General features: G+C 69.7%; 14 protein-coding genes. 3 read left to right on the forward strand and 11 right to left on the reverse strand.

The window, feature by feature from the left end; translation table 11 throughout:
* Positions 1-38: 38 nt before the first annotated feature.
* Positions 39-446, reverse strand: coding sequence for a roadblock/LC7 domain-containing protein (locus DFJ69_RS02585; protein WP_116020989.1), 408 nt, complete (start codon positions 444-446; stop codon positions 39-41).
* On the reverse strand, positions 443-3,574 hold the full coding sequence (locus DFJ69_RS36040; protein ID WP_116020990.1) for a sensor histidine kinase: 3,132 nt from the start codon (positions 3,572-3,574) through the stop codon (positions 443-445). The genes DFJ69_RS02585 and DFJ69_RS36040 overlap by 4 nt, the downstream gene beginning before the upstream one ends.
* A gap of 761 nt (positions 3,575-4,335) precedes the next feature.
* On the opposite strand from DFJ69_RS36040, the gene DFJ69_RS02595 reads away from it, so the two are divergent.
* The 3 genes from DFJ69_RS02595 (at position 4,336) to DFJ69_RS02605 (ending at position 7,000) form a co-directional block, all read left to right on the forward strand.
* Positions 4,336-5,310 carry an ABC transporter substrate-binding protein gene (locus tag DFJ69_RS02595; protein WP_116020991.1) on the forward strand — a complete coding sequence of 325 codons (975 nt, stop codon included), beginning with the start codon at positions 4,336-4,338 and terminating at the stop codon, positions 5,308-5,310.
* 467 nt (positions 5,311-5,777) lie between these two features.
* Positions 5,778-6,131, forward strand: coding sequence for an ABC transporter permease subunit (locus DFJ69_RS02600; RefSeq protein ID WP_116020992.1), 354 nt, complete (start codon positions 5,778-5,780; stop codon positions 6,129-6,131).
* 71 nt (positions 6,132-6,202) lie between these two features.
* Positions 6,203-7,000 (forward strand): ABC transporter ATP-binding protein, encoded by a 798-nt coding sequence (locus DFJ69_RS02605; RefSeq protein ID WP_116020993.1) that lies wholly within the window; start codon positions 6,203-6,205, stop codon positions 6,998-7,000.
* Positions 7,001-7,082: 82 nt separating this feature from the next.
* Here the strand turns inward: DFJ69_RS02605 and DFJ69_RS02610 are convergent, their stop codons facing one another.
* The 9 genes from DFJ69_RS02610 to DFJ69_RS02645 form a co-directional block, all read right to left on the reverse strand.
* Complete coding sequence (locus DFJ69_RS02610) at positions 7,083-7,325, reverse strand: hypothetical protein (RefSeq protein ID WP_116020994.1); 243 nt, start codon at positions 7,323-7,325, stop codon at positions 7,083-7,085.
* Positions 7,315-8,049: a peptidoglycan-binding domain-containing protein gene (locus DFJ69_RS02615; RefSeq protein WP_116020995.1), complete on the reverse strand. Its 735-nt coding sequence runs from the start codon at positions 8,047-8,049 to the stop codon at positions 7,315-7,317. Before DFJ69_RS02615 ends, DFJ69_RS02610 begins: the two co-directional genes overlap by 11 nt.
* A 61-nt stretch (positions 8,050-8,110) precedes the next feature.
* Entirely contained in the window at positions 8,111-8,347 is a 237-nt protein-coding gene (locus DFJ69_RS02620) for a hypothetical protein (RefSeq protein ID WP_147312186.1), read from the reverse strand.
* Positions 8,344-9,441 carry a hypothetical protein gene (locus DFJ69_RS02625; protein WP_116020997.1) on the reverse strand — a complete coding sequence of 366 codons (1,098 nt, stop codon included), beginning with the start codon at positions 9,439-9,441 and terminating at the stop codon, positions 8,344-8,346. Before DFJ69_RS02625 ends, DFJ69_RS02620 begins: the two co-directional genes overlap by 4 nt.
* 23 nt (positions 9,442-9,464) lie before the next feature.
* Entirely contained in the window at positions 9,465-10,472 is a 1,008-nt protein-coding gene (locus DFJ69_RS02630; RefSeq protein WP_147312187.1) for a phage distal tail protein, read from the reverse strand.
* Positions 10,473-10,571: 99 nt separating this feature from the next.
* On the reverse strand, positions 10,572-11,720 hold the full coding sequence (locus DFJ69_RS02635) for a siphovirus ReqiPepy6 Gp37-like family protein (RefSeq protein WP_116020999.1): 1,149 nt from the start codon (positions 11,718-11,720) through the stop codon (positions 10,572-10,574).
* Positions 11,721-11,768: 48 nt separating this feature from the next.
* The gene (locus DFJ69_RS33645; RefSeq protein ID WP_147312188.1) at positions 11,769-14,144 is read right to left on the reverse strand and encodes a phage tail family protein; all 2,376 of its coding nucleotides are present in this window, start codon (positions 14,142-14,144) and stop codon (positions 11,769-11,771) included.
* Positions 14,145-14,244: 100 nt separating this feature from the next.
* Positions 14,245-14,460, reverse strand: coding sequence for a helix-turn-helix domain-containing protein (locus tag DFJ69_RS34060; RefSeq protein ID WP_170177519.1), 216 nt, complete (start codon positions 14,458-14,460; stop codon positions 14,245-14,247).
* Complete coding sequence (locus DFJ69_RS02645) at positions 14,457-15,053, reverse strand: hypothetical protein (RefSeq protein ID WP_170177520.1); 597 nt, start codon at positions 15,051-15,053, stop codon at positions 14,457-14,459. The genes DFJ69_RS34060 and DFJ69_RS02645 overlap by 4 nt, the downstream gene beginning before the upstream one ends.
* Positions 15,054-15,176 lie beyond the last annotated feature (123 nt).

Here is a 15,176-nt window from a genome sequence, read left to right on the forward strand (position 1 = left end):
CCTTCCGTCAGAGCCTCGAGAGGCTTCGGTCAGGGTCGCTAGCGGGGCGGGCCGGCGCCCAGTTCGGTGCGCAGGGCCGGGGTCAGCACCCGGCCCACCCGCTCCACCAGCAGGGTCATCTCGTACGCCACCAGACCCAGGTCGCAGTCCGGGGCCGCGAGCACGGCGAACACCGCGCCGTTGCGGATCGCCATCACGAACAGCAGACCGCGTTCCATCTCCACCACGGTCTGGCTGACGCCGCCCGCGTCGAAGATCTGCGCCGCCCCCGCGGTCAGGCTGGTCAGCCCGGAGGCGATCGCCGAGAGCTGGTCGGCGCGCTCGGGCGGGAAACCGTCCGAGAACGCCAGCGGCAGCCCGTCGGAGGAGACCACGACGGCGTGGGCGGCCTTCGGAACCCGGTCCACGAAGTTCGTGACCAGCCAGTTGAGATCCTGCCGGCTCACGCGGATCCTCCCCTCTCATCGTCGCCCCGCGCCGGTCCGGCTCCGCCGGCCCCGGGTGGGGCGATCTCGTCGCTGTCGGCGGGCTGCCGGGGACGGGCTTCCGTCCGCCCCCGGTGCACGCCGCGTTGCAGGCTGGCGAAGCGGTCGCGCACCGCGTCGGCGGGTCTCGCCGGGGCGGGCGCGGGCCGGGCGGGGGGCTGCTGGCCCACCGCTCCGGGCACCCGGTTGCGTCCGGGCACCCGCTTGGGCAGTCCCGCCCTGGTGACGCCGCCCGCCGCCGGCTCCCGGACGACCTGGGCGGCCTGCCACCCCTCGTCGCCGGGCGACCGCCAGGCGTCGGTCGGGGCCTCGGGCGCGCCCTCGTCGCGGCGCTGGAACCACTCGGACTCCATCGCGTCGAAGATCGGCGAGCGCTCGGGGCGGCCGGGGACCGCGCCCGGGGGCCGCGGGTCCTCCGCCGCGCCCCAGGACACCCCCTCGGGGGGACGGGCCGGCGGGGCCGGCGCGGGTCGTTCGCCGGGCTGCTCCGGGGCGGGGCCGGGCGATGGGAAGCCCGGCAGGTGCGCCGCCAGTTCGGGCCGGCCGATCGTGGGCGGGAGCTGGGGTCCGTCCGACACCATGGGCTGCGGTCCCGTCTGGTCGCCCGGCGCCCGGCGGCGCGGACCGCCCGGGCCTGCGCCGGTGGCGGGCGGCGGAGCGGTGTCGTGTCCGGGGGCCGGTGGCTGATGCACCCCGCCCACGACGGGCCGGGCGCCGGTGGTGCCCGCGTCGCCGGACGCCGCGGGGCGCACGGGCGTCCTGGGCGGGCCGCCGACGGCGGGCGGCGACCCGGGGTCGCGGAGGGCGGGCTGGGAGCCGGTGTCGCGCAGGGCCGGCTGCGGCCCGGTGCCGAGCCCGTCCCGGCGGCCGAGGGGGCCGGCGGGGCCCGCGGGGCCCGCGGGACCGACGGAGCGGCCGGAGCCCAGGGCGGGCGGGCCTGCGGCGGACGGGCCGGCCGCGACCGCCGGGGCGGCCACGCCGGCGGCCACCGGGGTCGGCGTCCACGCGGCGCTGCTCACGCCGTCGACGTCCGAGCCGGTCGCCGGGTCCAGCCGCTGTGCCGGGGCGGCGCCGGCGTCGTGCTCGCCGCGGGCGATGACCGAGGCGGGCAGCAGCACGAACGCGGTGATGCCGCCCGACAGCGCGGGCCTCAGCTCGACCCGGATGCCGTGCCGGACGGCCAGGCGGCCGACCACGAACAGGCCCATGCGGCGGGCCGCGGAGAAGTCGATGACCGGCGGGTTGGCGAGCCGCCAGTTGGCCTGCTCCAGATCGTCGGAGGAGATGCCGACGCCGTTGTCGGTGATCTGCAGCATCGCGCCGCCGCCGCTGAGCAGGTGCCCGGAGACGGTGACCTTGGTGTGCTGCGGGGAGAACACGGTGGCGTTCTCCACCAGCTCGGCCACCAGGTGCACCAGGTCGTTGACCACGTTGCCGGTGACCGACACGTCGCCCTGCACCCGGAGCGCGATCCGCTCGTACTGCTCGACCTCCGACAGCGAGGCCCGCACGATGTCGATCAGCGGCACCGGCTGGTTCCACCGGCGCGCCTGCTCCTGGCCGCCGAGGACCAGCAGGTTCTCGCAGTTGCGGCGCATGCGGGTGGCCAGGTGGTCGAGCTGGAACAGGCTGGCGAGCTGCTCGGCGTCCTGCTCGCTCTGCTCCAGCTCGTCGATCAGGCGGAGCTGACGTTCGATGAGGGACTGCATGCGGCGCGAGAGGTTGACGAACATCGCGTTGATGTTGCCGCGCAGCACGGCCTCGTCGGCCGCCAGCCGCACCGCCTCGCGGTGGACCTCGTCGAACGCCCGCGCCACCTGGCCGATCTCGTCGGTGGTGTGGATCTCGATGGGGTCGACCTCGATGCCGCCGGCCGCGGCCTGCGGGTCGCGGAGCCGTTCCACCAGGCCCGGCAGCCGGGTGCCGGCCACCTCCAGGGCGCCGTCGCGGAGCCGCCGCAGCGGGCGGACCAGCGAACGGGCGATCAGCGCGGTCGCCAGCAGCACCAGCAGCACGATCGCGGCGGTGATGCCCCCGTCGACCAGGGCCGCGTTCTGCGCGGCGGACCGCTCGTCGCGGGCCCGGGCCAGCAGTTGGTCGCCCAGCCGCCGTTCGGCCACCCGCATCTGGTCGACCATCGCGGTCATCGACTGCCGCAGCGACTTGGCGGTGCCCGCGCCGAGCAGGTCGGAGGGCAGCAGGCCGGTGCGCGAGGCGCCGACGCCGGCGATCATCCGCTGGCGCAGCTCCCTGGCCTTGTCGACCTGTGGGCCGACGACGGTGTCCTCCATCATCTGCCGCTGGTCCAGGGTGGCGGCCTGACGGAAGATGACCAGCTCGCTGTCCTCTCGGGCGCGGGAGCCGATCAGGGCCGACAGCTCGTCGGAGTCGAGCCGGCGGTTGGCGGTGCCGGTGATCAGCAGGGCGCGCTGGCGGGACACCTGCTCCTTGGCGCGGGCCATCGCGGCCATGGCGCGGGCGGTCTCGGCGAGCCGCTCGTCGGCCACGTCGCGGGAGATCCCGTCGATGATGCCGATCAGCTCGTCGATGGACTCGGAGTACTTCTCCAGCACCGTGAACGAGGGGACGCTGGTGCCGGTGGAGATCGTGCGCAGCGACCGGACGCCGTCCAACCTGCTCAGCACCCGGCGGGCGTCGGCGGCGGCGTCGGCGGAGAAGGACCCGTCGATGCCCGTCGCGAGCCGACGGAGGTCGTCGGTGACCGCGTCGACCTTCCCGTACTGGGCGCGCACGTCGTCGATCCGGGAGGCGGAGCGACCGTCGGCGATGTACCCGACGGTCAGGTCGCGCTCGGCGGCGAACTCCTGCACCAGGGTGGCGACCCCGTTGCCGAGCTCGGCCAGCCGCTCGACGCGGCCGTAGGCGTCCGCGCTCGTCCGCGACTCGGAGATGCGCAGTCCGCCGAGCACCAGGGCGGCGACGGTGGGGATCAAGACCAGGGCGACCAGCCGCTGTGCCACGCGCCAGTTGCGCGGCCGCAGCCTGCCGCCCCGCCTCGGCGCGGGGTCCGGGCGGTCCCCGGCGGCCCCGGCCCGGGGCACGTCCCCACCTGTCTCGATTGGTTGCATCCGGCGTTTACACCCTCTCGCTCACATGCCGCATCGGCAGAAGAGGGACCACTCCCGGGGTCGTAGGTGCAGCGTCATTCTGCCTCCAGCGCAGGACATTGCAGCACATCCGCGACAGAGCCCGCAAAGATTGGCCCAAGACCACACGTTTAGAGTCCCCATTAGTGGTCTTCATGCCTGAATGTCCGATTATTTGCAGCCAAATGATCACGGTACGTCAACATCCGGACGGGGTGACCGGCACGTACGGTGATGAAGGGATCACGGAGACCCCTGGCGCGCCGACTCGAGACAGAAAGGCACGTCGCCATTGACGAAATGGAGTCGCCATGACATGGGAACACACTGAACGCCGTTCTAAGGGCCGGTGTCCGGATCCCCAAATCCTCGCGCACATCGGCGCGGTGCACCCCCCGCCGACGGTGACCGAACGCGTTCCCCCGATCACGGACCGACCGAGACCGACGTGCGCAACGGAGCAGACCCACGAGTACACCGCCGTACCACGCGGACGGCAGGGAAGGTCACACCCGGATCGACGGTCGGGTCGACGGCCTGCGGGGCCTCGCCACGGGCCGCCCGGTCCGGGTGAAGACAAGACCGTAATTACCTAACCGGTCCCGCCGCATCCCGCCCGAAATGGCGATACCCTCCCGCCGCCCGTCCAAGATCACGGTTCGGCCGGCGGCGTGTCGAAGGGGCCAGCGCCCACATCCCGAAGCTCTCCGAGCGCCGGAATCCTCTTGCGAATAAGAAGCGCCATGAGGCAATCGGGTCGTCGTTTCGCCCTCCTCGGTGGTCTGCTGCCGGTCGGCTCGCTCACCGTCGCCCGTGGGGACTCGGACGCGGACTCCGCGGGCGGCAATGGCCTCGAAAAGGAGACCGTCTCGGTCGCCGTGCTGCCGCCGGCGGACGGCGCCGCCGTGCACGTCGGCATCGGGCAGAGGTACTTCGAGGCGGAGGGGCTGAAGATCCGGCTCAAGCCGGTGCAGCAGAGCCCGCCGGCGCTGCCCGCCCTGGTCAAGGACGTCATCGCCGGGGCCGACCACGTCTCGTTCCTGCAGGCCCACGACCAGGGCACCCTCAAGCTGCGGGTGCTCAACGAGGCCGCCACCCTCACACCCGACATGATGAACGTGGTGGTGATGCCGAACTCCCCCATCAGGACCGCCAAGGACCTGGAGGGCAAGAAGGTCGCCGTCAACGTGCCCGACAACATCCAGTCGCTGACCCTGGACGCCATCCTCAAGGCCGACAACCTGGACGCCTCCAAGATCAAGTACGTCGCAGTGCCGATGCCGCAGACGGGCGCGGCGCTGCAGAAGGGCCGGATCGACGCCGTCCACGTGGCCGAGCCGTTCCTGTCCGACGTCCAGAAGACGCTGGGCGCCCGCGTCGTCGTGAACGGCGGCGGCGAGCCCGTCACCCAGACGCCGATCAGCGCCTACCCGACCACCCAGGGCTTCACCGACAGGTACCCGAGGACCGCGGCCGGCGACCGCAAGAAGGTCGAGGAGGTGCTGCCGGGCCACGCCCGCATCGACCCGCGGGTGGCCTCGGTGATCACCCTGCCGGACTTCCCGACCTCCAACAACGTCACCCGACTGCAGCGGATCGTCGACCTGATGACGGCCGCCGGGCTGCTGAGGTCCCAGCCCGACCTGAACGCCATCGTGTACCGGGCCCCGCGGCCTGACCGGCCCGGGGCACCGGCCGGTTCGATGATGTTCCGATGACGACACAGACCGCGTCCCCCGGTCCCCCCGGGCGGTCGGGCCCCTCACACGCTCCGGACGGTGGGCGCGGGGGGCCGTCGGCGTTGCCGCACTCTTCGCGGCGAGCGAGCTGCTCGGGCGGGCCGAGATCGTCGACCGTTCCCATCTGCCGCCGGCCTCGTCGGTGGTGGTCCGCGCCGCCGAGCTGGTCGGCGACGAACCGTTCCTGTCCCACGTCCTGGACACCCTCACCGCCTGGGCGGTCGGCTTGGGCCTGGCGACCCTCCTCGCGGTGCCGCTCGGGCTCCTCCTCGGCAGCGTCCCGGCCGTCGACACCGCCACCCGGGCGATCGTGGACTTCCTGCGCCCCATCCCGTCGGTGGCGGTGATCCCGCCGGCGGGGCTGCTGCTCGGATCGGGGCTGAGCACGAAGGTGGCGCTGATCGTGTACGCCGCGAGCCGGCCGATCCTGCTCAACACCGCCGACGGTGCCCGCTCGGTCGACCGGCTCCAGATGGACACAGCGCAGGTGTTCCGCGCTCTCGGCAGCCGACCGGGGCGGGCACGTCATCGTCCCGTCGGCGCTGCCCAAGATCTTCGCGGGGCTGCGGCCGGCGCTGTCGCTCTCGCTGATCCTCATGGTGTTCTCCGAGCTGCTGCCCGGCACCGTCAACGGGCTCGGCTTCCTCGCCCAGACCCGCTCCGACGTGCCCGCCCTGTGGTCGGTGATCGTGCTGCTGGGTGTTCTGGGGTACGTGCTGAACGTGCTGCTGCCGGCGGTGGAGCGTCGGGTGCTCGGCGGGCGGCGGGCCGCCGCGACGGGCCGCCGACCCAGGATGTGATCATTTGCGACAAGGACCGCGCGGCGCCCGAATATGGCATTCTTCGTGCCACGCCGCGCTCGACTCCCCGGATGGTTCCCTTGCTTGAGATCCAGGATCTGACGCACACCTACGCGGACGGCCACGTCGCCGTCAGGGACGTGAATCTGAACGTGGCCTCGGGCGAGCTGGTCAGCATCGTGGGCCCGTCCGGCTGCGGCAAGTCCACGCTGCTGCGCTGCATCGCCGGGCTGATCCGCCCCTCCCAGGGCCGGGTGATCCTCGACGGCACCCCGGCCGACGGGATCCCCGAGAACCTCGCCGTGGTCTTCCAGGACTACAGCCGCTCCCTGTTCCCGTGGCTGTCGGTGCGCGACAACGTGGCGCTGCCCCTCAAGCGCCGCGGCAAGTCCAAGACCGAACGGCGCGAGGCCGCCATGGAGGCCCTGGAATCGGTGGGCCTCGCCGCCGCCGGGGGCAAGTACCCCTGGCAGTTGTCGGGCGGCATGCAGCAGCGGGTGTCGATCGCCCGCGCCCTCGCCTACCGGCCCTCCCTGCTCCTGATGGACGAGCCGTTCGGCTCGGTGGACGCCCAGACCCGTGAGGACCTGGAGGACCTGACGCTCAAGGTCCGCGGCAGCGACGGCATGACCATCCTCCTGGTCACCCACGACATCGACGAGAGCGTCTACGTGGGCGACCGCGTCGTCGTCCTCGGCTCCTCCCCCGGCCACGTCCGCGCCGACCTCCCGGTCGACCTGCCGGGGCCCCGCGACCAGATCTCCACCCGCGAACTCCCCGAGTTCGTCCGCCTCCGCGCCGAGGTAGGCCGCCTCGTCCGCGGCGCGGGCGACAGGACCCCGGCAGCGGAGGCGCCCGTCTCGAAGTGAGACCCGGGGGCGTGGCGGGGTCCCGGGGCCCTGCCACGCCCCCGGCGGCCTATGGGAGGCCGCTCCGGTGAAGACTCGGCACTCAGACCGCGGGGCGAAGGCGGTTGTGCACGTAGGTGGCCACGGCGGTGAGGACCGCCTGCCCGGCGAGGACGGCGACCGCCCGGTAGTCGGTCGTCCCGGAGTTCGCGGCGTCGTGCACCACGGTGACCACGGCGCCGAGGGCGGAGACCGCCGCGCCCTGGAGCAGGGTCCGCAGGCCCCGAGCCGCCGCCTCCCTGCCGGGTTCCACGAGCTCCCCGGGTCGGATCAGGTCATCGGTCATTTCCGCCTCCGTTGAAGAGTGCCGCCCATGTCTTCGGGCCGACCTCGCCGTCGACGGCGAGGCGACCGTTCTCACGCTGGAACGCGACGACCGCGGACCGGGTGCGGGGGCCGTAGACCCCGTCGACCGTCAGGCTCGAACCGAGACGGTCGAGACGCCTCTGCACCGCCTTCACGTCGTCGCCGCTCATGTACGGGTCCCGCAGTTCGAGCACCCGGCCGGGATGGGCGGGGGGCTTCGGGGACGCCTCGGAGTACTTCGGGCGTCCGTAGCCGTGGATCCGGGGGTTGCTGCGGTAGATGGCCTTCTCGTACACGCCGTCACCGTTGTAGTAGCGCCCGCCCAGGCTTCCCGACGTGTTCCCGCCCACGGTGGTGATGGTGGTGCCGGTGACCCTGACAACGAGCTCCACGTGCGTGGCGCCGTTCGGGCCGTAGAAGACCCAGTCGCCGGGGCGCGGCGTACGCGAGAAGCGGCCTCTGTCCTTGAACCACTTGACGCCCTGGTGACACGACGCGGTGCGCGGATAGTCGACGTTCGCCCGCATGCCCGCCTCGTCGGCGATCCAACTCTGGAAGCTCGCACACCAGGGGTAGCCGTAGCCGCCGTGCGGATAGCCGCCGATCCGGCCGAGCCATCTGTTGTACTTGGTGTCGTTGGTGCCCGACTCTCGAAAACCGATCTCCCGTTTCGCGATGCGGATCGCGTCGTTCGGGCTTGTCATAACGCCTCCTCATGCCGAAGGCCCCGCCCCCGGACCTGCGGGGCGGGGCCTTCGGCCGTGCTCAGTTACCGACCAACGGGATCAGTTCGACCGCCACCATCACCGTGGTGGCCACCACGGTGGCGGGAATGGCGTACTTCCACTGCTCCACCCTGCGCAGGCGATCCTCGTGGTCGTCCATGACCGTTCTGGCGCTGTCCACCTTGGAGGAGAGCCCGGCGATCTCGTTGTTCAGCCGGACGAGCTGATCGTAGACATCGCGCAGACTGATGAACACGCCATTGCCTTCGCTCGTCATCCCTGGGAGCACTCGTAGGAGCCGGAGATGTAGAAGTGGGTTCCGGCCGGCCACGGGGTGTTCTGATTCGTCATGCCCTCCAGACCGCCGTGCGGCAGTCCGTCGGCGAACCCGGCCTCCACCTGGACCAGCGGCCTGCCGAAGCCCGAGCCCGGGCCGATCTGCAGGAATCCGGTGCGCCGATCGCGCGGGTGCAGACCGCAGGTCCACATCAGCGGCGCGATCGCGTTGTGCATTCCCGCGAAACCGCCCGACGGGACCGGCAGGGTCAGACGCAGACTCCTGAGCGGGGAGGGAAATGCGCCCGAGCCATTGTCCGGGTAGTAGTCATATTCGATCTTCGCATGAATGCTGAAGGTCACCACGTTGTCGGCGGAGAAACGGTAACGACCGTGGGTCTCCCACTGGTTGTCGACCGTCACGACGGACGCATTCGCCGGGTCGTACCACTGCATCTGCGGCTCGTAGGTGCGCCATGCCCCCGTCTCGGCGACGATGCCCCACTTCACGCCGTCCCAGCCGATCCATCGGCGGAGGTCGTTCTCGAAGTGGATCTGTCCGTGGTAGCGATGCCCCATCGTGCCGGGCTTGTTCCAGGAACTGCCCGTGGAGATCTCGATTCCCGCCATCCATCGATCGTCCCGGATCTGGGAGGCGGGGATGATCCCGTCGTCCTTGACGGTGACGAGGCCCAGCGGGACGTCGTAGAACGGGCTCGTCTGCGGGCTCGGAGGCGTCGGCGTGGCCGTGGCGGCGTAGGGCGTGCCCTTGATCACGTGCACCCGGATCGAGTCCGTCCCACGGTCCAACCGCAGGACGACCAGGTCCATCCGATGGGTCCCCGCGGCCACGGTGTCGAGAGTCAACGTGATCTCCGCGTTGGAGTGGTAGACGAAACCGCGGATGATCGCCTCGCCGGTGCGGACGGTGACCTGCCGGGAACCGCCGCCGGAGACCACCCTGAGCGTCGCGTTGCCGGGATGGTGATCTCCGGGAATGCCCGACCGCGTGAACAGGCGGGCCATCCTCTCCCAGTCCTCCTGAGTGATCGAGGCACCGGTGCCGCTGTCGAAGGGATAACTGAACTCGGCCATGTAAGGGCTCCTTCCGTTTCGGCCTAGGCGGCCAGGTATCGGGGGCGGTACTTGACGGTCACGGTCCCGGCGATATGTACCGGGGTGCCGCCGCTGTTATCGGAGAAGTCCACAAGGACGCTGTTCTGCCCCTCGCCCAACGAGAACAGCTCGGATCCCGGCGCGAGCCTTTCCCACACGTTCTTGTCCCGCTGGCTCCACACCGTCTTGTGACCGGGTCGGGTGTCGATGGTGACGATGTCGGTCTCGAAGCCGAACGGGTGCTTCAGGAGAATCTGCTCCTTCGTACCCTCATGCTTGATGAGCAGCGTGTCCGCCCCGTGCGCCTTGACGATCCAGATCGGCCATGCCTCCACGTCCCCGTTGACGGACATGATTTTCTTGCCGTCCGGGTCGGACCGCTTGGAGAGATGCAGCGGCAGGAATGAGCCGCCGATGTGGTCTCCCGCCCCTCGCGGCTTACCGGTGAAGAAATGGAGCGGGGGGTCGCCGTTCACGTTGTCGACGAGCTCGACCTCCGTGCCGTACCAGAACGGGTCGGGGGCCTTGAGGTTGACGCCGAACTTGCAATAGACCAGCCCGGCGGCATCCTTCTCCTCCCCCTCCATTCCAGACACATAGAAGCAGTCGATGTAGCGACTGGTCCGCGCCCCGACGGAATCCGTCTCGACGACCTCGAGGGTGCCCGGCCTGCCGTTGCGCGGGTTCATCCGGTGGATGAGGTGCCGTTTGAGCAGGACCATGGCCTCCCGGTCGGTGGCCCACAGCAGGAGTGGCAGGAAGATGTCCCTGACCGGTGAGCGCACGTGCCGGAAGACCGCGCCGTCCAGCAGGGGCAGTTCGTCGAGCCGCAGGTCGACGGGCGGGGCCTCGAGCCCGTGGACTCCGCGCTGGGCGATGATCCCGGACGTGGACGTGATCATGTCCCCCGTCAGGGGCACCCGTTCGCCGTCCGCCGCGATCCACCACAGCTCCGAACGGTGGCTCGGCCTGACCTCCGGAGCCGGCGGGAGGGGTTCTGTCTCCGTCATCGGCTGTGCCGCCTCCTCTCTCTGATCGGGAAAGCAGAGGGCCGGCTCGATCCCCGCTGAGATCGGCCGGCCCTCGAAGGACACGATTCGTGGTTCATCTCATCGCCTCGTCTCCAGTCCGTGAACCCTGCGCTGCAGCCGCGCCAGCCGTTCGTAGATGCGCGGCGACTCCTCGTCCTGACCGACCACCGGCTTGATCACCTGGTACTCGTCGGGCCTGCGGGTGTAGTGGATCTCCCGGACGACCTCCTTGTACGGCTGCCCGTCGATCTCGACGGTCACCTGGTCGCCCTTCCAGTAGTCGCGGCCGAGGACCACCGCGGACGTGTCGATCGGCTCGAAGGTGACGCTGGCCTTGCCGCGCCCCTCGTTGAGCCGCGCCTGCGCCGCCGTGTCCGCCTTGCCGGCGTCCGGGGGGGACCCGAGATCGGCTCCGTCGAGGAACTCCTCGATCCGCAGCCCCGGCCACAGCAGGTCCGGCCGGTCGAAGCCGAAGAACCGCCGCGCCGTGCCCTCGGCCTGGTCGGCCACGACCACGTACGTCACCTCGGGCGGGTTGATCGTGTACTGGTACGAGCGGAGGTTCCCGAGCCCGATCGAGAAGCGGGCCCCCGGGCGTTCCTCGCCCTTGTAGACCGACAACTCCAGGTTGTGGTCGTGCCGCTGCCGCACCTGAAAGCCGACCTTGCCGCGCGCCGCGACGTCGAGCATCGTCTCCAACAGCGACCCGAACCGGGACGAGGCGCTGACGCTCTCACCGCGGTTGCCGTTCGTGCCCAGCACCAGTCCCGGCACCCGGCGCGACGCCACCGGGGCGCCCGGCCCGGCGTGCTGGTCGACCAGCGTGCGCAACACCGTCTCCGCGTTCGCGGACCCGTACCGCCACGCGTCGGCGGCGAACGTCGTCCCGGTCTCCGGGATCGCGGTCGCCTGCGGCCACACCAGCCGGCTCAGCCACGCCATGTCGCACGGTCCGGACGCGGTCAGCGTCCCGATGCCGCCCTCGTCGGCGTTGTGGACCCGCTCCAAGAGCTGCGTCGGCCCGGAGAACGCGATCTCCCCGTCCCGGATCAGCACGATGCCGGCTCCTTCTCGGAGCAGCTCGGCGTCCTTCCCGCCGGCCCCGACGGTGATCTTCCAGGACCCCACCGCGAGATGCCGGTCGATGACCTCCAACTCGTGGTCGGTGGTGATCTCCCCGAGATACTCCCGGCCGGCCCCGCGAACGAGCACCCGCCACGCGTCCATCACGCCACCCCCTCACCGGTCGCCACCGCGACACCTCGCGCACCGCGCCTACCGCACCGCATTGAGCACTTCCCAGGCCCGCAACTTCGCCGCGAACTGCCGACTGGTCTCCTCGGGGTCCTTGACGGACCCATGAAAATGAAACTCGTACCGCCGCCCCCGGGCCTCACCGGGACTCGGCCGGGCCAGGCCTCTGGACGAGGGCGCGATCACATGACTCAACCTGGACAACGGCACCACCAACTCGTCCTCGCCGCCCTCACCGATCAGTGCGAGCGTCCCGCCGGGACGGTTCCGCACCAGCCCTCCCTCGGCGAGCCGGGGGATGTCGGGAAAGAGGTCGGAGATGCTGAAGCCCTTGCCGCCGACGCCGGGAACCCAGGACGGGATCTTGATGCTGATGCTGAAGTCCAGGCTGTTCCACGCGTCGATGACCGCGTTGATCGGCGCCTTGACTCCGTTCTTCAGGGCATCCCACACTTCGCCGAGCTTGGCCTTGACCTTGTCCCAGTTCTGGATGATCTTGCCGATCGCGTAGCCGAAGGGCCCGAGCAGGATCCCCAGGAGCAGCGGCCAGTTCTTTTTGATCCAGTTCCAGACTCCGGACGCGGCCTTCTTGATCCACTTGATCGAGGCGGAGACCCCGCTCATCGCCCCCGACACGATCTTCTTGAACGTCTTGGACTTCGTGACGCTGTCGATGAGCATGGCGATGAACGGCGACAGCAGCGTCAAGATCAGCCCGGCGGGTCCGGTGGCGGCATTGAATCCGGCCCCCACCGCTCGCAGCCCTCCGCCAGCCAGCTTCCCGGCCGGTCCGAGACCCTTCATTCCCTTGGATGCGTCCCCGACCTTCTTGCCCGACTTCGTCGCCTCGTTTGCGGTCTTCTGCATTTCCGTCTGCAGCGGCTTCATCCCTGTCGCTGCAGACTTCGCCCCGGAGGCCACGGGCTGCGTCACCGACCGCATCGCCGACGCGACCTTTCCCCGGGATGAGCTGATACCCGAGGCCAGCGCGTCGCCGATCTGCCGCCCGGCCTTGGTGGCCGCAGGCTTGGAGCCGATGAGGGAGGATTGCACGTTGGCCAGTCTCTTGGCGGAGGATTTCACCTTGGCCTGGCGCTGGTCCATTCCCTGGGCGAGGCCGTCACCGATGTTGTGGCCCGACCGCATCATCACCCGCGAGGGCGACTTCTCCTGGAGTTGACGGCGTACCGCGTCGATCACGCTGTCGGCGAGCTTCAACGCCGAGCGCGCGACCCGCTGCCGGCCTTCGCCGATCCCGAGGGTCAGACCGCTCACGATGTTCTGAGCGATCTTCGTCCCGGCGCCGCGCACCGAGTTCGCGGCCGAATTGAAGGCCGCCCGCAGCTTCTGGTCGAGGGTGGTGCCGAGCCTGGCCTTGCGCGCCTCGAGTTCGGTATTGAAGCCGGCGACCAGCCAGCCGGCCGCCTGGCGACCGGAGTTCTCGACGTTGTCGGATACGGACTTCAGTCCGCCGTTGATGCCCTTCACCATCGCCTGGCCAGCCTTGGAACCATCCTGGGAGATGGATCGGGCCACCTGCAACATGATCGCCTGGCCGACGTCATTAGATTTCTGCAGAAGCGTCTTGTCATTCCCAACAAAACCGATGACCTTGCTGATTCCCTCGGCAATTTTACTCTGCTGCCGAGGGAATTCTTCGGCGATCTTTTGCGCGATCTTTTCGGCCAACCCTGAGCCGACGTCGTTTACTTTCGTGATTGCATCATTGATTCCATCGCGCAACTTTCCGACAATGGTCGCATTTGCAGTGAAATCGCCCTTGATCTTGGTTGCCATCTTTTCCGCGACACCCTTGCCGATATCCTTCGACGTGAGGGCACTATTGATCGCTGCAACGAGCTCCGCCTCCTTGCCCTTGATCTCGGCGACGACCGTGGCGACAACACTGTTGCCAACGCCTTGCCCGGGCGCCTGGCCCGCCTGGGCTTGGCCTCCGGAGGCGCCGGATGTTTGAAGCGACGCCTTTTGCTTCTCCCATTCTTCTTTGATCTCTTGTGCGAGTTTATACTTCGCCTCCTCAATACTTTTGAATTTTCCAGGATTTTCATCCTTCTCCAGGTTTCTCGCCCAGGTGTTCTGGGAGATTTCCAAAGATTTACTTGAGTTTCCCAGCGACCTTATGGACACGCCGAGCGCGGCCACCGAAAAACCGGTGGCGACAAAGGACTGGAAAAAGTTTTGCAGATTGAATGGCGATGCCTTCGAAGAGGCTTGCGCATCTCTCAGCTTATAGACCGCCTCGCGTACACTTCCAAGCCAGTTGATATTATACTTGGATGCCTTCTCTATCGCTTCAACAGTTGTGACCACTACAGTAATCCGTTCTGCTTTATCGCTACAGGAAATAGTTCCCAAGGCCACGGCGTCGCGTTGCACTCTCGCCTCAACGGTGGCGCGTTCTAAATCACCGACATCGCGGGCGCGTACTCGCCGGTGTGCAAGTCGGACCGTTCACCATCCGGCAGCTCCATGCGGCTTACTCAGGCATCAAGGTCGGTCTTCGGGTGCCGGCGCGGTGGCGAGTGGCGCGTTCGGCTTTGAGGAGGTCGAGTTCGCGGATGTAGACGCGGCGGTTGACCCGGAGGGCGGTGAGGTGGCCTCGGTGGATCCACTGGCGGATGGTGGCGGGGCCCACGCCGACGCGGTCGGCGGCCTGGGGGACGGTGAGGAAGCTTCGGCTCAGGTCGTTCACGACGCCCTCGACTCGGAGGACCAGGAGCAGGCTCGGCAGTGGAGGTCGTTCGTCGCCGGGTCGTGGGTGAGGGTGAGCAGGTCGCAGGCCGGGCACGGGCGGGACGGGGCGCGGCGGCTCGGGGCGTCCTGAGAGGTGCGGGAGGTGAGGCGGCGGTGGAGGGTGAGGACCTCCTCGCCGAAGTCCCTGGCGCCGTCGAAGGTGAGCAGGCCGTCCAGGTGGGCTCCGAGCCAGGCGACGCAGCCGGCCAGGGTGGGGGCGTAGCGGCCCCGGCGGGGGCGAGGGCCGAAGTCGCGCGCGGTGCGGTAGGCGTCCTCCCAGCCGAGGAGGGTCTGCAGGAGTTCGTCCAGGTCGTCGACGACGGGTGAGGGGGACGGGCGGCCTCGGGTGCCCGAGACCTTCTCCGAGCCGCCTCGGCGCCGCTGGTCCAGCGCGCCGCTCAGGCGGGCGGCGGCGTCGTCGAGCTCGGCGAGCCGGGTGCGCACCAGGGACTGGCAGCGTCGGCACCAGATGGGCTCCCCGGCGACGGGCGCGCCATCGGGGCGGCGCGAACGGTGACGGGGGCTGTTGCACGGACCCGGACAGGGGGACATGGAACTCCTCACGAACTCACGACGGTGGTGGGCGGATCGAGATCGTTCGAGCGGCGGAGCCGCAGGTCAGGGGTATCGGCCGGCGGCACGTGCGGCTCGGCGACGGGAAGATCCGCTGCGGGC

This window comes from Thermomonospora umbrina, assembly GCF_003386555.1.
Classification (GTDB): Bacteria; Actinomycetota; Actinomycetes; order Streptosporangiales; family Streptosporangiaceae; genus Thermomonospora; species Thermomonospora umbrina.